The sequence below is a fragment of the Caproiciproducens puteiluti genome, from assembly GCF_052442865.1.
GTDB lineage: Bacteria > Bacillota > Clostridia > Oscillospirales > Acutalibacteraceae > Caproiciproducens.
The window spans coordinates 1,498,066-1,516,851 of the sequence record NZ_CP194790.1 but is presented as its reverse complement, the minus strand read 5'-3'; the positions used below and the strand labels follow the sequence as shown (position 1 = coordinate 1,516,851).

Sequence of the window (18,786 nt, the reverse complement as noted above, 5' to 3'; positions counted from 1 at the left end):
GCCAAGGCGCATTAACGCCGAATCAGAGTATCTAACATTTAAATCTAAATCCTTGTTATTTCCCTCTTAACAGAATTTTCTCGTTTGACGCAATAAGTTCATACATAAATCTACGCGCTTTTCCGCGTCTCCAGCTTCGAGCGCGTCCACAATTATGGCGTGGTAATAGCACTCAGCCTCTCCGCCGATAGCCCGCACTACCCGTTTCATATGCGCTGCATAAACCTCGCTGATAATTTCGTATGTCTTGATGATCAGGCTATCGCGCGATATTGCAGCTATGCGGTAGTGAAACTTCAAATCAGCATCAGCGAGCGCCGAACGGTCGTTTTGCAAAGCGAGCATTTTCGCGAGCATGTCCCGCAAATCTGCTATATCTTCCGTTTCTGCGCGCCCCGCCGCGATTGCGCAAGCGCCGGACTCAAACTCGCGTCTGAATTCAAGTATGTTTTCGATGTTTTCCTCTAAGTACACAACCGGAATTAAACTGTTCAGCCCGCTACTTTCGTCAATTCGAGCAACATATGACCCATCACCGAGGCGCGTTTCAATAAGCCCTAATCCAACAAGTCTATGCAGCGCGTTACGTATCGTCACCCGCGAAACCCCGAACATCGCGCTCAAATCGCTCTCTGACGGCAGTTTGGACGCCGACGGCCATTCGTGTGAACGTATCCTCAGTTTCATCTGCTCCAGCACCTGACCTCTCAGACTGATATGCTCAATGCGCTCAATCACCACATTTTTCTGATTGTTTGTGTTTAACTATGCTGCTCATATGACAGCTGCCTGTATTACAGGCTTACTGCTAATATTATATAACACCATTTTGCAATGTCAATGTATAAAAATCACAGACATTTATGGAAAACTTTTGGTGAATATATCTAATCAAAGGGAAAAACCGCGAAATATCATAGGTAAAAAATAGTTTTAGTACATCTTATAAGGCCGTTTAGTAGCCTAACAGCATTCTTTCAGTTTCGCACATAAATCGGACACATGCATAGCCCCTTTGTCCCAATCAACGGAGAGAACCAACCCCTAGGTATCATACTACTTAGACCCGCACCAATGCAGCTGCGGCACATTCCGCATGATTGCAATGGCCGGCTTTTAACGTCTTCCTTCACATCCATTAAGTATTGTCCTTTCTGTGCGTTGCATGCTCCCGGCATAGCAGACTTTTTTAAGAGTGATAGCCTAATATTATGTTAATTGCTTTTGTAAAAAGCATAGAAAAGAATATCGGTAAGCACAATATTGTAAAGGAATGGACGATGTATAACTGCAGTACGGCCTGCAAATTCCGCATTAATTCGATTCTATCCGGAGGATAATAAAGAGGGTTAAAAAAAGTCAGATTGTAACTAAAGACAATAAATAGAAGAAATTGCTGTACATATTGACAAAATTTAAATATAACATTGACTTTTAAATAAATAATATTATAATATGCATGACAGGCAGTATTACAGGCTGCCAGGTAGGCTGTTCAATAGGATACATCCCTGGGAAGGCGGTGTGAAGCATCAACTGTGGCAATCAAGCAATGCTTTTATGGAATTTAATATACTCTTTCTGAAATTGGTACAAAGCTTTATTACGGGTGTTGACAACATAGTGACAGGAGATGTGCGGATCAGTTTCCATGACGTCTCCCGGACCTTTAAAAACGAAAGGATAATTGCATGAAAGGTATTGTATACGAGGGACCAAATAAATTGAAACATCAGGATGTTCCTGATATTTCCCCAAAACAGGGCGAAGTCAAGCTGAGAGTCAAAGCCTGTGGTATCTGCGGCAGCGACGTACATGGTTATCTGGGCTTGACCGGGCGGCGGCTTGAGCCTATGATGATGGGTCATGAGTTCGCCGGCGAGATCGTAGAGTTGGGTACGGGTGTATCCAGTCGTAAGATTGGCGAGAAGGTAGCGGTTTATCCGGTTGATTTCTGCGGAGAATGCGAAATGTGCAAAAAAGGTGATGTTCATCTGTGTCTGCACAAACGCGCGTTTGGTGTTCTGGATGTGGACGGTGCATTTGCCGAATATATCTGTGTACCTGAAAAATGCTGTTTCACAGTAAAGGACAATGTTCCTTATGCAATAGGCAGTTTAATGGAGCCGCTGGCTGTATCTTATCGCGGAGTGGGGCACGCCGGAGATCTGAGCGGAAAAAATGTTCTTCTGGTGGGAACGGGCACAATCGGCCTATTGGCGCTGGCCTGCGTAAAGATGAAGAATCCCCGTAAAATCCTCGTTTCCGATTTGAGCGATTCCCGTTTAGAGATCGCCCGCAGCATGGGAGCAGACGTGCTTATCAACCCCAGCAAACAGGATTTTAAAGAAATCATTTTGGCCAACACTGCCGGCAAAGGTGTGGATGTGGCGATTGAAGCGGTGGGCGCGACCCCGACCGTACAACAGGCAATGTCAGCTCTGGCTTTTGGCGGAACGGCTGTCTGGATCGGCAATAACAAACCGATGGTAGAGATCAACATGCAGGAGGTCGTTACACGCGAACTGACCGTTCACGGTTCTTTCCTTTACGGTTACGAAGAATTCAAAACAGTCGTCGGACTGCTCAATGAGGGAAAACTCAATGTTGCTCCGCTTATTAGCAAAGAAATCACGCTGGCGGAGGCTCCGGACTATTTCTATAAACTGGCGCATGACCCAGGTGAGTTGATCAAGGTGGTTGTTGTGGATTCTTAAGCTGCAGTGCATAGTTTTTTGGCCTAAATCGATATTGACATTCGGTAGCGTTGTTATGAAACAGCCTGTTGTAATATGTCGAAACAAGCAGTATTATCATATATATAATGTAATATTAGCAGATACGCAGGAGGGTATAACAATGAAAATTAAACCGATTGTCTACCAGAGGATAAGCGATCAGGTGTTTGAGCAAATGAAGCAGCAGATTTTACAGGGCGCCTGGAAGCCTGGACAAAAACTGCCCTCTGAAAATGATTTGGCGGTCAGTTTTGGGGTGAGCAGAATTACGGTGCGGCAGGCAATGCAGAAATTGTCCGTGCTCGAACTGGTTGATACCCGTTCCGGCGAGGGTTCCTATATTAAAGAAGCAAGGCTCTTCCCCATCATGAATGGTATTATACCAATAGCCTATTTAGGCGATAACGACATTCGGCAGGTACTTGAATTTCGGCAGATGGTAGAAGTCGAAACCGCGGGCTTTGCCGCTGAAAAGGCGACGCTGGAGGAAATTGCACAGCTGAAAGAACTCTACAATGAGATGCGGAAAATTGAAATAGAAAAAGACCGGCAGCAATTTGCCAAGCTTGATTTAGATTTCCATTTTAAGATTGCTGAAATGACCAAGAACGAACTGATTATTGCCACCCACAATATTTTAAGAGAAATACTGAGCACTGCTATGGAACAGATTGTAGAACATCTCGGAAGCGATATTGGCATCTATTATCATGGAAAGCTGCTGGAAGCAATAGAAGCACGGGACGTTAAACGGACAAAGGACATTATGAGGGAACATTTGCAGAAAACATTGGAGAGTATGTGTAGTGATAAATGACTGTTGTTACCGGCAAATTATATAAAACCATAAAAAGTTTAAGTTATGGGCAAAAATAAAGCCCCCCGATATATTAAAGTTATGGTCTGCCAACCTAACAAAAATTCTGCCAACCTAACAAAGATATCGAGGAGATCTTTACAATGAAAGACATAAATTCACACAAACCCAGTTGCACTTCCGGTCTTATTAAGATGAGAAGCCCAGCCGTTACAAAACCAACTATGCAGCATTAAAATATACATTAATCATCACCAATTATTCTATAACACGATTTTCTAAGAGAGTAAAGTTTACTGCTTTCCAAATAATGATTTCTAAGTAAAACAAATGTTCTGACTTGCATCTTTTCTATTTTTAGGTGTTTTAGTGACAAAACTTCAAAAGCAAAACCGCATCAAACAGCCAGAAAATGGTTATCTGATGCGGCTTTTTGATTGTGTCATTTGCTCAAATTAGATGCAGGTTCTGATTATGCTCCAGACTGTGTGAAAACGCGGCCCGAAATAAAAATTTAAGCTTAAAGTGGAGAAACAGACATGGACTTTCAATAAAGTTGAGCGACTTCTCCACAAATATGGGCATAAATACGTTCAAAGTGGTGAATACAAATTCTCACTTTTTATTTTCACACAGTCTGGCTCATAATCTCAGTTCATAAGAAATTTGAACTGAGTATACCATAAAAAGCACCAAATAAATAAACAAAACTCCATATGTCAGTTCATATCCTGACACATGGAGTTTCTATGGTGGAGATGACGAGAGTCGAACTCGTGTCCGAAAATCACTTACCAAAGCTTTCTACGAGTGTAGCCGTTGATTTTACATTTCCTCCCCGCAGCGCCCAAAGGCAGGCTCTGCGGCTCAGTAGCCTTTTGGTCATGACCGGGGTAAAGGCGTTCCCCGGTTCACGTTCACCGCTAATCGACGCCCTTATCCGGGCCGCGGTGTACCCGGTAAGGACGGCAGCCTAATTAGGCTGCGTAAGCAACAGTATTGTTGTCGTTTACTTTTAAGTTTGCGGCTTTTAAAGCGGTTCCGCGCCGCTACTCGCTTACTAAGGCTCACAATCCCCGTCGAAACCTTTACATCCCCATATTAACCGACAGATAAACTTGTTTACCTGATCCTATTATACACGCATTCCAAAGAAAAAAATACAAGAATATTTTTCTTACCGGTTCTTTTCCTTCATCGCGCGGTCAATGTCTCGCTTTGCGGATTTCGCCGCCATATCCGCGCGTTTGTCATAAAGCTTTTTGCCTTTGCACAAACCGACCTGCACCTTGACCATGGACCCCTTCAGATATACGGACAGCGGTATCAGCGAATAACCGTCCTGCTTGACCAGCCCGAACAAACGCATGATCTCACGCCTGTGCATTAAAAGCCGGCGCACCCGCATAGGGTCCTGATTAAAAATATTGCCGTGCTCATAGGGACTGATATGCATTCCGTTGATCAGAAGTTCTTCCTTTACAATGGAACACCACGCATCCTTCAGGTTTACCTGCGCCTTGCGGAGCGATTTGACCTCTGTTCCGCGAAGCTCGATGCCCGCTTCCATGCTTTCTTCCACAAAGTAGTCGTGAAAGGCTTTCTTATTTTGCGCCAGCGTTTTTAAATTGTCTTTTGCCATCTAAAAAAGCCTCCCGTCCACGATGTTGGTATATGAGCATATCATACTCGTTGAAAATTGTCAAGCATTCTGTCAGCTACATCTCGCTGCGACCCTCGATCGCGCGGGTCAGCGTTACCTCATCCGCGTACTCCAGATCGCCGCCCACGGGAATTCCGTAGGCAAGCCGCGTCACTTTGACGCCGAGAGGCTTCAAAAGGCGCGAAATATACATGGCGGTGGCCTCGCCCTCAACGGTCGGATTGGTCGCCATAATGACCTCTTTCACTTCGCCGTTGTTCACGCGCGCCAGAAGCTCCTTGATGCAAAGCTGGTCCGGACCGACGCCGCTGAGCGGGGAAATGGCCCCGTGCAGCACGTGATAGGTCGCATTAAACTCGTTGGTACGCTCCAGCGCGATCACGTCGCGGGGGTCCTCCACCACACAAATGACGGATTTGTCCCGCGCCTCGTTGCGGCAGACGGGACAAAGCTCCTGATCAGTCAGATTGCAGCATATTTTGCAATAATGTATTTTTTCGTGAGCGTCCATAATGGCGTCTGCGAAATTCTGCGCGCCCTCTTTGGAAAGGCCGAGTACATAATAGGCCAGCCGCTGCGCGCTCTTATGTCCGATGCCGGGCAGCCGCTCGAACTGCTCAATCAGGCGCGACAAAGGCGCCACGTTATAGGATGGCATCGTTAAAGCATACCCGGCATATTGATGCCGCCGGAGATTTTCTCCATGCGCTGGCTCTTGTCTGCTGCGGCGGCCCGGAGCGCCTCGTTGACCGCGGCAAGAACAAGGTCGGAAAGCATTTCCACATCCTCGGGGTCGACGACCTCGGGCTTGATATCAATGGTCTTTACCTCCATCTTACCCGTTACCGTTGCCTTTACTGCATCCCCGCCGGCCGCTGCGGTATATTCCTTTGCTTCCAGCTCTGCTGTCGCCTGATCCATATCCTCCTGTATCTTCTGGGCCTGGCGCGCCAGCTGCTGCAAATTGGAAGCTCCGCCTCCGCCGTATCCCTGCGGCAATCTTGCTTTCATATAAAATTCCTCCTGTAAATCCTTTTATTTTTTAATAACCTGAATCCCCTCGCTCTCAGCCAGCCCGGCCAGCTGCGCGAGCGGATCCGTTTCCTTTTCGCTGTTATGGGTTTTGTAAGGGCCCAGCTTATAGGTTCTGCCCGTCACCTGCTGAATCGCCTTGCGCATATTTTCACGCTGCGAGGGCTCTCTCAGCAGCCGGAACGCCAGATCGTTCGGCGCGTCGATCAGCACATAGGCACCGCTGATATATGCGGCGGAGCCGTTGAACGCGGCTGCAATGGTATGGGAATAATTTTTCAGAATCTGAAGGATCTCCGGCCATTCGGAAAGGCGCTCCGCGTCCTTCTGCAGCTCCCCAATCTCTTTTTTCGGTTCCACAACGGGGTCGTCCGGCCTTTCAAAGGAAGGCTCCGGAGGTTCCTCCGGCAGCATTTGTTCAGGCGGGCTTTCCGGTACCTTCTCTTCCGGCTTTGGTTTCTTTTCCGGCTCCGCCGCCCTGACGGGCTTCGGCTTAGAAACAGCCGTACCGCGCTCAAGGGCTTCTATCCTGCGAATCAGCGCGTCCGGCGTGGAATCCAGTTCCGGCGAACACAGGCGGATCATCGCCATTTCAAATTCGATACGCCTGTCCCCTCCCCGGTACATCCGCTCCAGCGCGGACTGCATGGTATCCAGGCCGTGCAGAATGGCAGGCAGCGGCGTGGAAAGCGCCTGTTTTGTCAGGCTTTCATACTCCGCATCGGGTACGGCGATCATGTTGTGGGCATCCTTCGTGGTTTTTATCAGCATCAGATTCCGGAAATGGGACGACAGCTCCTCACAGAGCCTCGCCATATCCTTGGAAGAATTGTGCAGCCGATCGATCAGCTCCAGCGCGGCGCCGGAATCATGTTCCTTCATGGCGCCGGTCAGTTCAAAAAGATGTTCCCGCCCGACCAGACCGGCCGTTTCGTTCACCACTTCCACCGTGATGTTTTTACTTCGGCCCAGGCACTGATCCAAAAGGGACAGCGCGTCGCGCAAAGCGCCGTCCGCCAGACGCGCAATCAGAAGCGCGGCCTGCGGGTCGAGCTCCGCGTTCTCCTGCCGGGTAACATAAGTAAGACGCTCCGCGATTTCCTTGGGCGGAATGCGGCGAAAATCAAAGCGCTGGCACCGTGACAAAATGGTCGCGGGCAGCTTGTGTACTTCCGTTGTCGCAAGGATAAAAATGACATGGGCGGGCGGCTCTTCCAGCGTTTTAAGCAGCGCGTTGAACGCTCCCGTGGAGAGCATGTGTACCTCGTCAATAATATAAACCCGGTATTTTGCGGCCGCCGGGGTAAAATTGGCCTCTTCCCGCAAAGAGCGGATATTATCCACGCCGTTGTTGCTGGCGGCGTCAATTTCCACAATGTCCATCAGCGAACCGGCATCCGCGGCGCGGCAGATTTCACATTCGCCGCAGGGGTCGCCTTCCACCGGGTTCAAACAGTTGACCGCCTTGGCAAGAATCTTCGCACACGTAGTTTTCCCCGTTCCCCTGGAACCGGTAAACAGGTACGCATGGGCTATGCGGCCCGCCGTCAGTTCATTTTTCAGCGTAACGGTGACCTGCGGCTGGCCGACAACATCGGCAAACACCCTTGGCCTCCATTTCCTGTACAGAACCTGATACATGCGAACACCACCCCCAGACAAATTGAAAGCAAGACAGACCGTCATAAAACGGTTTATCATGCATCAGGATATGCAGACGAACAGACCGCCTGTATCGCGCGGGACAGTCCACTTAATGCTGCTCGGTTCCCCGCCTGACATGGTTCATGGCGTCCCGCCGTACAGAGCCCGCCCGCCTGCATATCCTATTGCATGCATTTCTGCCTTGCTTCTCATTTCTGACTATCTTATTATAAACGATCCCGTTAAAAAAGACAACCTCTATTTTTTGAATTCCCCCGCCCGCATTGCTGAAAATCCATGTTGACAACGGAAGGAAACGTGCTATTATACATTTAGATAAATTTCTAAATGAAAGGAACTGATGCTGTGTCGTTCCCTGAAACGTTTAAGGCTCTTTCCGACCCGACACGCAGGGAAATCCTGAATATTCTGAAGAGCGGGGCGCTGCCTGCCGGGGAAATTTCAGAGCACTTCCCAATGACCGGCGCGACGGTTTCCCATCATCTGTCCATACTGAAGGACGCCGATTTGATTACGGACCGTAAATCCGGCAAATTTATCTACTATGAATTGAATCTGTCCGTCTTTGAAGAGGTTCTGAACTGGTTCCAGGGTTTTTTAGATAAGGAGAATGTATGCGATGAAAAATAAAATTGGTAAATATCTGTATTGGCTGGCCGCGGTGTTTCCCTTCCTTCTTTCGGCAGCCTTCTATTCCCGGCTGCCGGAGACGATGCCCACGCACTGGGACATACAGGGAAATCCCAACGGCTATTCCTCCCGCTTTTTTGCCGCGTTCGGGTTACCCGCCATCCTTCTGATTTGCACGGTATTTGTAAATTTCAGCATTTCCGCCGACCCGAAGAAGCAAAATATCGACCGCTCCCCGCAGATGAAGCTGATCTCCAGATGGCTGATCGTCATCGTCGCCAACGTGACGCAGGCTTCCGTCATTGCGAAAGTGCTGTACAAGGACTTCAATATCAGTGTGCTGATCACCGTCCTTGTCGGTATTGTGATTGCCGTCTTAGGCAACTATCTTCCCAAATGCAAACCGAACTATACGGTGGGAATCAAGCTGCCCTGGACGCTGGCCAGCGAGGAAAACTGGAGAAAAACGCACCGGTTCGCCGGTTTTGTCTGGATTGTGGGCGGAATTATGATCGCCGTTTCCGCGTTTACCCCATACAAATGGCTGATGCTTGCGGCTGTTGTTCTGCTGAGCGTTATTCCGGCCATATACTCTTATTACCTCTACCGAAAGGGCAATGTCTGACATGCCCTTTGAGAATTCCCTTCTGACCGGCGACAATGCTGGTCTGAAGGGAATTCCTGCTTTATCCGCCAAACACGGCGTATGCCTTAAAAGCACAGGGAAGGCGGAAACAAACAAAAAAACAAATAATTAGGTCACATTCTCTATATTTCGTCTTTGAAATTACGATATTTAAGCTAATTTTTCTAAAATATCCGACGGATGGTCCGATATACAAAATAATGGGAATTTTTAGCTTGTAGGAGGTCTTTCAATGAAGAAACCAGCCGTTTCCACGATAATTGGATTTGGGATCGGAATCTTTTGTATTATTTCTTCCATCAAAATGTCGGGGAATTTCAGTTCCTTTTTGAACTGGCCCTCTGTTTTTATCACGGTAGGCGGCACAACAGGCGCCGTTGTCGTTTCGTTTCCGCCGCGCAAATTAAGAACGCTCGGGCATGTCATGAAAAAAGCCTTCAAAAAAGAGCAATATGATTTTGTAAAAGACATCCAGACAATCGTGTCACTCAGCGAGATTGCCAGAAGCAAGGGGCTTCTGGCCCTTGAAGACTCTGCCTCCAAGTATGCCGACGACGAATTCCTTCAGAAAGGAATCCTTCTGATTGCCGACGGCGTTGGCGAGGATGTCCTCAAAAAAGCCCTCCGGTCTGAAATATATTTTGCTAAGAAAAGGCATCAGGACGGGCACGCCATGCTGGATATGATTGCAAACACCTCGACCTCCCTGGGCCTGCTCGGAACGTATATCGGCCTGATCCCCATGCTGGAAAATCTGGAGGACCCGACTAAGCTGGGCCCCCTGATGGCGATCGAACTGGTCACTTCCTTTTACGGCGCTTTTATCGCCTATGTCGTTTTTATGCCGATGTCAAAAAGGCTCAAGGTAATGAGCACGGATGAAGCGCTGAGAAAAGAATTTCTGCTCGAAGGCTTGACTTCCATTATGGAAGGAAAAAATCCGAGGACTATTCAAGAGAATATGATTTCCTGCCTGACCAAAAAGGATGTCAAAAAAATGGGCTCGGTCAGTAAGCAGATACGCGAATTGAAGATGAAGGGGGTTGCATAATAATTCATGCCGGAAGATGAAAGATATTTCGATGAGGACGAGCCGGAAGGCGGAGATGATGATGAAGCTCCCGCATGGCTGACCAGTTACAGCGACATGATGACCGACCTGCTGGCGATCTTTGTAATCCTATTTTCCTTCGCTATGATGGCCGTATCCCAGCAAAATTACAGCATCAGGACCGAATTGGAAAAAAGCAAACAAGCCGCCGCCGGCAACGCATCCGTTGCTCAGGAGACGGTAAGCGGGACGGCAGGCCAGGCAGAAAATCAAGCGGCAAATAACGATTTTGACGGGATTTACGAATCCATTCAGAAAAAAATCAATCAAAGCGGTTACTCCGAATCTATTTTGCTTGAAAAAGGCGAGGGATTCATTAAATTCCGTTTTAAGGACAACGTGCTGTTCTATCCGGACAGCCCCACGATGAGAGAATCCAGCTTCGATATCCTGCAATATATGGGCGGTCTTCTTTTGAGCGTGGACGACAAGATCGGTTCCATAGAGATCAGCGGACATACCGCCATGGCGGGAGATGAGTCCCAGAACAACTACTTTGCGTGGGAGCTTTCGTCCGACCGCGCCATTGCGGTACTGAAATTCTTTTCCAGCAAATGCAATCTTCCTCAATCCAAAATGATTGTTTCGGGGTACTCGTACTACCATCCGGTAGCCGGCAACGAAGCGGAGGAAGGACGGTCACAGAACCGGCGCGTGGAAGTAAAGATTAACCAGATCGGTTCCTCTTCGGATAAAATGGCGGGCTTCGCCGAAGATGAAACCCATTAAGCCCGGAGCTGCAATAAACTTTTTCCCCGCAGAACAGTTCTCCCCTGCCGCAGCGCGTATGACGGTAGGGGAGATTTTTCGTCTTTTCCGTAAAATTTTCCGCACAACAGCATTCGATTTCGCGATATTCATGCTATAATAACTTTACGGCGCAAGCCGAAGCAAAGCTTCGGGCGCCTATAGAGAACATGGAAGCAGGACAGGCGCCATCCTGCCCGTGCGGCGGTTGTCATGCTGTCATAAAAGAGGATTCAAATAGGAAGGTGGATACCGCATTGTTTGATAACTGGGAAGAACTGAAATCCGCTTGTCTGGAATGCCGTAAATGCGATCTTTGCACCGGGCGGACGAATGTTGTGTTCGGTGTCGGAAACGAGAAAGCCGGCGTACTTTTTATTGGAGAGGGCCCCGGCGAAAACGAGGATTTGCAGGGGGAACCGTTCGTAGGCCGGAGCGGGCAGCTGCTCGACAAAATGCTGGACGCCGTCGACCTTGACCGGCACAAAAATATTTACATTGCGAATATCGTCAAATGCAGGCCGCCGCAGAACCGCGACCCGCTTCCGGAAGAGCAGGAGCGGTGCGTCGACTGGCTGCGCAACCAGGTGGCGCTGATCCGCCCGAAAATCATTGTCTGCCTGGGCCGCATCGCCGCTATGAAGATCATTAAGCCGGACATCAAAATCACCAAGGAACACGGCATTTTCTTTGAACGGAACGGCGTTCTGATGATGGCCACGCTCCACCCCGCCGCGCTTCTGCGCAACCCAAGCAGCAAACCCGACGCGTTTGACGATTTCATCAAGCTGCGCGACAAAATCAAAGAGCTCGGACTATAAAAGAGGGCAGCCGGATCGGCTGCCCTCTTTGACATTGCTAAAAAGCAATCAGCTATTTTGTTTTGGGTTCATAGGGCATGGAAAATACGTCGAGAAATTTCTGCGACAGCACGTCATACTCATTGTTCTGCAGGATGTATTCCCTGCCGCGGCGGCCCATGGCGTTAAGCTCTTCTTTGGAAAGGCCGGCAAGCTTCTTCGCCGCCTTTGCAATGGCCGAGCTGTCTTCCGGCGGAATGGAGATTCCGCATTTGGCGTCCTTCACCATGTCGTTTCCGGCCTCAATCGCAAAAATGACCGGCTTCGCAGCCATCATATAGTCCATCAGCTTGTTCGGGCTGACCCCGAAACGGAACAGCGGCTGCCGCTGCAAGCCGACGTAAAGGGCGTCCATCTGACCCAGCAGCTCCGGGATCTGGTCGCGCTTGACCGGCTGCAGCATCTCGACGACATCGCGCAGGTTGCTGTCTACCACCTGCTGTGCGAGACGCTCGCGCTCGGGGCCGGGGCCGACCATGATCAGCTTGATTTTTTTGCCGCGGAGCTTCTCTCCCGCCTGGACAAAGCTGTCCAGCGCGTTGGCGATTCCGTGCGCGCCGGTGTAGCCGATCAGGAAATATCCCTCGTCATGGAACTGCTTCAAAAGCTCATAGTAAACCGGCGGGTCCGCCATCGGCTTTTCCCAGTCGGCTTTGACGATCCCGTTGGGGATGCAGATGTATTTTTCCGGCTCCAAGCCGTGCTCCACCATATGTTCCTTCGCGTTCGGCAGAAGCGAAACGACATAGTCGCTGTGTTTATAGCAGTAATTCTCCGCCGCCTGCATCAGCATGATGTAGGGGTGGCGCGGACTCATGCCGCCGAGCTCGATCGGGCTGAGCGGCCAGAGGTCGTGTACCTCGTAAATCAGCATCGCCCCGTATTTCTTCGAGAGCCGGTGCGCGGGATAAATGTCCAGCGGATACGTGGAGGACGCGATGACCGCGTCGGGCTTTCCCTGCGCGGCGATCTGATCGGCGTATTGGTAAAGACCGTGCAGAAAGGACAGCATATTTCTGATTCGTCCCACGCCGTTGCCGTGGTACTCGGGGCCCTCAATCCAGAAATAGCGGACGCCGTCCAGCGTCTCCTCCATCGTCTTTTTTCCCTGCAGATCCGGATTCACGGTGCGCAGATGGGAATAGGAGCTGGCGACAACCGTCACATTGTGACCGGCTGCAGCCCAGCGCTTCGCCATAAAATACGGACGGAACTCCATTCCGTGCCGGTCGGAACCGGCGTAATGATTGATATAAATAATATTCATAAATTACCTTTTCCCCTTTTACAGGAATTGCCTTGGTTTACGGACGTGCGGCGCCTGTTTCCCGTGACAGAGCATCCGCGATCTTCTGCGACGCGTGACCGTCGCCGAACGGCATCTGTTCGTGCGCGGCTTCGTCCACGACGGTGTGCATCGCTTTCCGGTAAATGTCCTCCGTGGTGAGCGCGGAAAGCACGTTCCAGTTTCCCCTGAGCGTCTCCACCCATTCGGTTTCCCCGCGCAGCGTAATGCACGGCACCTTCATAAACCACGCTTCTTTCTGCAGGCCGCCCGAATCGGTCATGACCTGGCAGGCGTTGGAGGTCAGCAGCAGCATTTCCAGATAGCCGACCGGATCGATCAGTTTGATATTCCGGAATCCGCACTTTTCAATCGCTTCCTGCGCGAGCGGCCTTGTCCTTGGGTGAATCGGCAGCACGACCAGCTGTGGAAGCCGCTCGAAGGCCTTAAAGATCGCAATGATCGCGTCAAGCCCGCCGTCGGTCGTTTCCGCGCGGTGCAGGGTGGCAAGCCGGTAGTTTTTCGGCTCGATGCCGAGCTGGGCAAAAACGGCGGTTTTGGATGGATTGTTTTTCGCGACCTGCAGAAAATGCAGCACGGAATCCAGCATCACGTCCCCGCAGACGGAAACGCCCGCGGTAACGCCCTCTTTTTTCAGGTTGTCCGCCGCGGTCTGCGTCGGGCAGAAAAGCCATCTGGAAATATGGTCGGTCAGAACGCGGTTCTGCTCCTCCGGCATGCGCATGTTGTAGGAGCGCAGCCCGGCTTCCACATGGGCGACAGGAATGTGCAGCTTGGACGCTGCCAGAGCGCCTGCCAGCGTGGAGTTGGTGTCGCCGTAAACAAGCAGGATATCCGGCTTTTCCTCCAGAAGGACGTCTTCGATTTTCATCAGCATTTCGCCGGTCTGGTGTCCGTGGGAACCGGAACCGACCCCCAGATTGTAAGCCGGCCTGGGAATGGAAAGCTCCTCAAAAAACACGTCCGACATATTGCGGTCATAGTGCTGACCGGTATGGACCAGCACCTCGGTGCAGACCGGCTTTAAGGCCGCCGATACCACCGACGCCTTGACAAACTGCGGCCTCGCGCCGACTACGGTTACAATCTTCATCTTCCGTTCCCCCGGCTCAGCGGCAGCGGACGTCGGAATCGTCCATGTCGAGCGTGGAGAAGCTCAGGCCCTCAAACGGGACCGCCTGACCCGTTTTCTGGGACTTGTAGGCGGCCAGAATGATCTTCATGGCCTTGATTCCCTCTTCGCCGCTCACAAGCGGGTCGGTGTGCGTATTGACCGCACGGATATAATCGGCGTAAAGCAGGTTGTGGCCGCTTCCGTAGACATCCTTCGGGTCCGTGCCGGCCAGCGCGGCAATGCGGGAATCCTGTTCCGCCGGGGTCTCAAAGTTCCAGGTTTCCACACGGTTGACGGCAATCCCGCCGATGACCGCGGTACCGGTGCCGCCCAGAATCGTCAGCGTTTCCTCCAGATTTTTGGGGTATACGCAGGTGGTGCCTTCCACAAGGCCGATCGCGCCGTTTTTGAAGCGGATCAGAATGGCGCCGAAATCCTCGGCGTGAATATCGCGCAGGTAATTTCCGGTCATAGCCATAACGGTCTCGGGTTCGCCGCCGAGGTTCCACTGGAGAAGGTCGATGTCATGGATGCACTGGTTCATCAGCGTGCCGCCGTCCTGTTCCCAGGTGCCGCGCCACGGGGCCTGCTCGTAATACGGCATCCCGCGGTTCCAGAAAACGCAGGCCGTGCCGCTGACCAGCTTGCCGAAACGCCCGTCCCCGATCGCTTTGTGAAGCTCCTGAATCGGCGCGTTGAATCGGTTCTGGTGGCAGACGCCGAGGGCAACGCCCTTTTCCTTCGCCTCGCGGATCATCTGCTCCGCGTCGGCGGTGCTCAGCGCCATCGGCTTTTCAATCAGGACATGCTTGCCCAGACGGATGCAGTACAGCGCGATTTCCGCGTGATAGCCGCTCTCCGTGGCAATGGCGCAGCAATCGATTTCCTGCTCATCCAGCGCCTTTTTATAGTCCGCGTAAACAGCCGGTTTGACGCCGGTCGCTTCCAGATAATCCCCGGCTTTTTTCTCGGCGTTTTCCAGCACCGGGTCACAAACCACGGCCAAATCCATGGTTTCGGCGTTTGCAATCGCCGCGGCGATATGATTTTTTGAAATGCGGCCGCAGCCGATCAAAGCAAAACGAAGTTTCTTCATCATCATTCTCCTTTATTACATTATTTTCCAAAACGTCCCTGTTTATTCCACACAAAATTCCCCCGTCACTTTTCGGAAACGGGGGAGAATATTTTATAAAAGCTCAATGTTGGAACGGTCTTTTACATCCTTCATGGCGTTTCTGGTATCAAAAACCTCTTTGGAGAGCTTTTGAATCCGGTCATAATCAAAGCAGGCGTGCGCCGTGCAGATGATGGCGATATCCGCGCTTTTCAGCAGGTCGTCCGTCAGCTCCTTCGCGCCGGTGTACGTAACGCCCTTATGCCTGTATTCCGGAATATACGGGTCGTAGTAAGTGGTATCCGCGCCCTCGCCGATTAAATGCTCGATGACGTTCAGAGCCGGGCTTTCGCGGTAATCGTCGATATCCGATTTATAGGCGACGCCGAGAACGAGCACCTTGGCGCCGTTCATCGCGGTCTTATTGCGGTTGAGGACCTTCATGGCGCGGTCGACAACATACTCCGGCATGCCGGTGTTGATTTCGCCGGAGGTCTCGATCAGGCGGGTGTGATAGTCGAACTCGCGGGCTTTCCAGGCAAGGTAAAACGGGTCGAGCGGAATGCAGTGGCCGCCGAGTCCCGGTCCCGGATAAAACGCCTGAAAGCCGTACGGCTTTGTTTTGGCAGCGTCGATCACGTCCCAGACATTGATGCCCATGCGGTTGCAGATGATTGCCATTTCGTTCGCGAGGCCGATATTGATATTGCGGTAGGTGTTTTCGAGAAGCTTTTCCATTTCGGCAACGGCCGGGGAGGAAACCTCGTATACGCCGCCCTCCAGCACATTGCGGTACAGCGCGGCGGCAACCTCCGTGCCGTCTTTTCCGACGCCGCCGACGACCTTCGGGGTATTTTTCGTCTTATACTGCTTATTGCCCGGGTCCACGCGCTCCGGCGAGAAGGCAAGGTAAAAATCCTCGCCGCATTTGAGGCCGCTTGCCTCAAGGATCGGCTTTAAAAGCTCCTCCGTGGTCCCCGGATAGGTGGTGGATTCCAGAATGATCACCATGCCCCTGTGCAGGTATTTGGCGACGGATTCCGTGGAACCCTTCACATAGCTGATATCCGGCTGCTGGTATTTGTCCAGCGGAGTGGGAACGGCGATTGCCACCGCGTCCACGCCCTTGATGAAGGAAAAATCGCTGGTCGCGGAAAGGGTCCCGCTTTCCACCACATGTTTCAGCGTATCGCCCACAATGTCGCCGATATAATTTTTGCCCGCGTTGACGAAATCGACCTTCTGGGACTGAACGTCAAAGCCGATGGTCCGGTAGCCGGCCTTTGCAAATTCCACGGCGAGAGGAAGCCCGACATACCCCAGGCCGACAATGCCGACGACGGCGGACTTGTCCTGAATTTTATTCAACAACTCAGTTTTCACGTTTGACATTTAAATTCTCCTCATAAATCAGATATTTTGCAGCGTCGTGCAAATATAATCGATAACTTCTTCTGTGATATAACCATGCATCGGAAGGCTGAAAACCGTTTTGCTGAGCTTTTCGCTCACGGGCAGATCGCCCTCCCGGTAGCCGAGCGGCGCGTAAACCTTCTGCAGATGCAAAGGCAGGGGATAATAAACCATGGTGGGAACCCCCGCCGCCTTCAGCCCGTCTGTCAGCTTTGAACGCTGCTCATCGCTTTCCGCTTTCAGCGTATAATATCCATAACTGGAGAAAAATCCGTCCTTTAAGACCGGAACCCGGAATTTGCCCTTCAGAAGCTCGGCGTAACGGGAAGCGGCCCAGTTGCGGTGCTGTGTCTCTTTGTCAAACTCGTGAAGCTTCGGCAGCAGAATGGCCGCCTGCAGGGTGTCCAGCCTTGCGTTCAAACCGATACGCACGTTTTCATATTTAAAAGAACCCTTGCCGTGTACGCGGATGGAGACAAGCAGCCGATACATTTCTTCGTCGTCCGTAAAGACCGCGCCGCCGTCGCCGTAGCAGCCCAGCGCCTTGGCCGGGAAAAAGCTCGTCGCGGAAACGTCGCCGAAGCTGCAGGCCTTTCTGGAGCCGATCGCGCCGCCAAAGCCCTGCGCCGCGTCCTCTATCAGGAAAAGGCCGTACTTTTTGCAGAGCGGTTCCATTTCCGTAAAATCGGCGGGCTGGCCGAACAGGTCGACCGCGATCACGGCCTTTGGCTTTAGTTTGCCCTCTTCCAGCACCCTTTTAATCTGTTTTTCAAGGGATTTGGGGTCCATGTTGAAGGTGTCTTCGTCCACATCGCAGAAAACGGGAGTCGCCCCCAAAAAGCTGGCTACCTCCGCCGTAGCGAAAAAGGTGAACGCGGGAACGAATACCGCGTCACCCTCGCCGATCCCCTTTGCCATCAGCGGCATCAGAAGCGCGTCGGTGCCGTTGCTGGTGCTGACGCAGTATTTGCGCCCCGTATAGCGGCAGAGCTCTTTTTCCAGTTCCTCCGTCTGGGGGCCGGAAATAAAATGGCATCCGTCGATCACATCGGCAATGCCTTTATCAATTTCATCCTTTAAATGGCGGTATTGCGCGCCAAGATCGTTAAAAGCAATCTTTTCCATTTATTCTGTTTCCTCCTGAAGGCCGTTTTCGGCCTGCACATATGTTTTCCCGCATTTTGGGCATGCCAAATCCTCGCCCAGTTTCTCCCCGCATTCACAGGCCCATCCGTGCTGACGGGCGGGATTGCCCATCATGATCGCATAGTCGGGAACGTCCTTTGTCACGACACTGCCGGCCGCGATAAACGCGTTTTTGCCGATTCTGTGGCCGCAGACGATGGTGGCGTTCGCGCCGATGCTGGCACCCTCCCCAATGGGGGTATGGGCGTAAAAGGCCGCGCCGCGCTGGGGATATTTGCAGCGCGGGCGCTGAACATTGGTAAACACCATGGAAGGCCCGCAGAACACATAGTCGCTCAGCTCCACGCCCTCATAAATGGATACGTTGTTCTGGATTTTGCAGAAGCTGCCGATCTTTACCCCCGGGGCCACAAACACATTCTGCCCGATGGAGCAGTTTTCGCCGATTTGGGAACCGCCGCCGATGTGGCAGAAATGCCATACTTTTGTACCGTTTCCAATTTTCGCGCCGTCATCCACACACGCGCTGGGATGTACAAAAAAATTTTCCTTGCCGTTCACTTTAACACCATTCTTTACAAACTGCGGCAAAATTTTTTCATGCTTTCGCCCGGCCCGACAGGCCGCCGCAGTTAAAAATTATTCTGCTATAACTTGTATATTATATAACCAACGGGGCTTTTAGTCAATATTTCAGGGGGCAATATAGTTGACATTAACCATCAATCGTATTATCATTTACTTTGATTTATTGGTAAAACTGATACTGCAACATTTCCAG

General features: G+C 51.2%; 18 protein-coding genes and 2 other RNA genes. 7 read left to right on the top strand and 13 right to left on the bottom strand.

Going from position 1 to position 18,786, the window contains the following annotated elements:
- Positions 1–66: 66 nt before the first annotated feature.
- On the bottom strand, positions 67–699 hold the full coding sequence (locus ACRQU7_RS07240) for a FadR/GntR family transcriptional regulator (RefSeq protein WP_444645533.1): 633 nt from the start codon (positions 697–699) through the stop codon (positions 67–69).
- Between the two features lie 992 nt (positions 700–1,691).
- On the opposite strand from ACRQU7_RS07240, the gene ACRQU7_RS07235 reads away from it, so the two are divergent.
- Positions 1,692–2,717 carry a zinc-binding dehydrogenase gene (locus ACRQU7_RS07235; protein WP_038323597.1) on the top strand — a complete coding sequence of 342 codons (1,026 nt, stop codon included), beginning with the start codon at positions 1,692–1,694 and terminating at the stop codon, positions 2,715–2,717.
- A 142-nt stretch (positions 2,718–2,859) separates the two neighbouring features.
- Positions 2,860–3,555, top strand: coding sequence for a FadR/GntR family transcriptional regulator (locus tag ACRQU7_RS07230; protein WP_038323596.1), 696 nt, complete (start codon positions 2,860–2,862; stop codon positions 3,553–3,555).
- A 750-nt stretch (positions 3,556–4,305) separates the two neighbouring features.
- Here ACRQU7_RS07230 and ssrA read toward each other — a convergent pair.
- The 6 genes from ssrA to ffs all read right to left on the bottom strand — a co-directional run bounded on the left by ssrA (position 4,306) and on the right by ffs (position 8,065).
- Positions 4,306–4,653: a transfer-messenger RNA gene (gene ssrA, locus ACRQU7_RS07225) on the bottom strand.
- Positions 4,654–4,732: 79 nt separating this feature from the next.
- Positions 4,733–5,197, bottom strand: coding sequence for an SsrA-binding protein SmpB (gene smpB, locus ACRQU7_RS07220; protein WP_141827785.1), 465 nt, complete (start codon positions 5,195–5,197; stop codon positions 4,733–4,735).
- 76 nt (positions 5,198–5,273) lie between these two features.
- Complete coding sequence (gene recR / locus ACRQU7_RS07215) at positions 5,274–5,876, bottom strand: recombination mediator RecR (RefSeq protein WP_038323593.1); 603 nt, start codon at positions 5,874–5,876, stop codon at positions 5,274–5,276.
- 2 nt (positions 5,877–5,878) lie between these two features.
- Positions 5,879–6,229 (bottom strand): YbaB/EbfC family nucleoid-associated protein, encoded by a 351-nt coding sequence (locus ACRQU7_RS07210; RefSeq protein ID WP_038323592.1) that lies wholly within the window; start codon positions 6,227–6,229, stop codon positions 5,879–5,881.
- A gap of 24 nt (positions 6,230–6,253) precedes the next feature.
- On the bottom strand, positions 6,254–7,891 hold the full coding sequence (dnaX, locus tag ACRQU7_RS07205) for a DNA polymerase III subunit gamma/tau (RefSeq protein WP_444644814.1): 1,638 nt from the start codon (positions 7,889–7,891) through the stop codon (positions 6,254–6,256).
- Between the two features lie 75 nt (positions 7,892–7,966).
- An RNA gene (gene ffs / locus ACRQU7_RS07200) (signal recognition particle sRNA small type) lies at positions 7,967–8,065 on the bottom strand.
- A 195-nt stretch (positions 8,066–8,260) separates the two neighbouring features.
- On the opposite strand from ffs, the gene ACRQU7_RS07195 reads away from it, so the two are divergent.
- The 5 genes from ACRQU7_RS07195 (at position 8,261) to ACRQU7_RS07175 (ending at position 11,870) form a co-directional block, all read left to right on the top strand.
- Positions 8,261–8,545 (top strand): autorepressor SdpR family transcription factor, encoded by a 285-nt coding sequence (locus tag ACRQU7_RS07195; RefSeq protein ID WP_038323758.1) that lies wholly within the window; start codon positions 8,261–8,263, stop codon positions 8,543–8,545.
- Positions 8,535–9,170, top strand: coding sequence for an SdpI family protein (locus ACRQU7_RS07190; RefSeq protein ID WP_052010492.1), 636 nt, complete (start codon positions 8,535–8,537; stop codon positions 9,168–9,170). The genes ACRQU7_RS07195 and ACRQU7_RS07190 overlap by 11 nt, the downstream gene beginning before the upstream one ends.
- Before the next feature lie 253 nt (positions 9,171–9,423).
- The gene (locus ACRQU7_RS07185) at positions 9,424–10,242 is read left to right on the top strand and encodes a MotA/TolQ/ExbB proton channel family protein (RefSeq protein ID WP_042081646.1); all 819 of its coding nucleotides are present in this window, start codon (positions 9,424–9,426) and stop codon (positions 10,240–10,242) included.
- 6 nt (positions 10,243–10,248) lie between these two features.
- Positions 10,249–11,031 carry an OmpA/MotB family protein gene (locus ACRQU7_RS07180; RefSeq protein WP_038323589.1) on the top strand — a complete coding sequence of 261 codons (783 nt, stop codon included), beginning with the start codon at positions 10,249–10,251 and terminating at the stop codon, positions 11,029–11,031.
- Between the two features lie 275 nt (positions 11,032–11,306).
- Positions 11,307–11,870: a uracil-DNA glycosylase gene (locus ACRQU7_RS07175; protein ID WP_444644811.1), complete on the top strand. Its 564-nt coding sequence runs from the start codon at positions 11,307–11,309 to the stop codon at positions 11,868–11,870.
- A gap of 52 nt (positions 11,871–11,922) precedes the next feature.
- On the opposite strand, the gene ACRQU7_RS07170 is transcribed toward ACRQU7_RS07175, so the two are convergent.
- The 6 genes from ACRQU7_RS07170 to ACRQU7_RS07145 form a co-directional block, all read right to left on the bottom strand.
- A complete protein-coding gene (locus ACRQU7_RS07170) occupies positions 11,923–13,176 on the bottom strand; it encodes a glycosyltransferase family 4 protein (protein WP_444644809.1) in 1,254 nt (417 codons plus the stop codon).
- Positions 13,177–13,213: 37 nt separating this feature from the next.
- Positions 13,214–14,308: a non-hydrolyzing UDP-N-acetylglucosamine 2-epimerase gene (gene wecB / locus ACRQU7_RS07165; protein ID WP_038323586.1), complete on the bottom strand. Its 1,095-nt coding sequence runs from the start codon at positions 14,306–14,308 to the stop codon at positions 13,214–13,216.
- A 16-nt stretch (positions 14,309–14,324) separates the two neighbouring features.
- A complete protein-coding gene (locus ACRQU7_RS07160) occupies positions 14,325–15,425 on the bottom strand; it encodes a Gfo/Idh/MocA family protein (RefSeq protein ID WP_444644807.1) in 1,101 nt (366 codons plus the stop codon).
- A 93-nt stretch (positions 15,426–15,518) separates the two neighbouring features.
- Positions 15,519–16,838: a nucleotide sugar dehydrogenase gene (locus ACRQU7_RS07155; protein WP_444644805.1), complete on the bottom strand. Its 1,320-nt coding sequence runs from the start codon at positions 16,836–16,838 to the stop codon at positions 15,519–15,521.
- An 18-nt stretch (positions 16,839–16,856) separates the two neighbouring features.
- Positions 16,857–17,984, bottom strand: coding sequence for a DegT/DnrJ/EryC1/StrS family aminotransferase (locus ACRQU7_RS07150; protein ID WP_444644803.1), 1,128 nt, complete (start codon positions 17,982–17,984; stop codon positions 16,857–16,859).
- A complete protein-coding gene (locus ACRQU7_RS07145; RefSeq protein WP_444644801.1) occupies positions 17,985–18,596 on the bottom strand; it encodes an acyltransferase in 612 nt (203 codons plus the stop codon). It lies immediately after the preceding gene.
- Between the last annotated feature and the right edge of the window lie 190 nt (positions 18,597–18,786).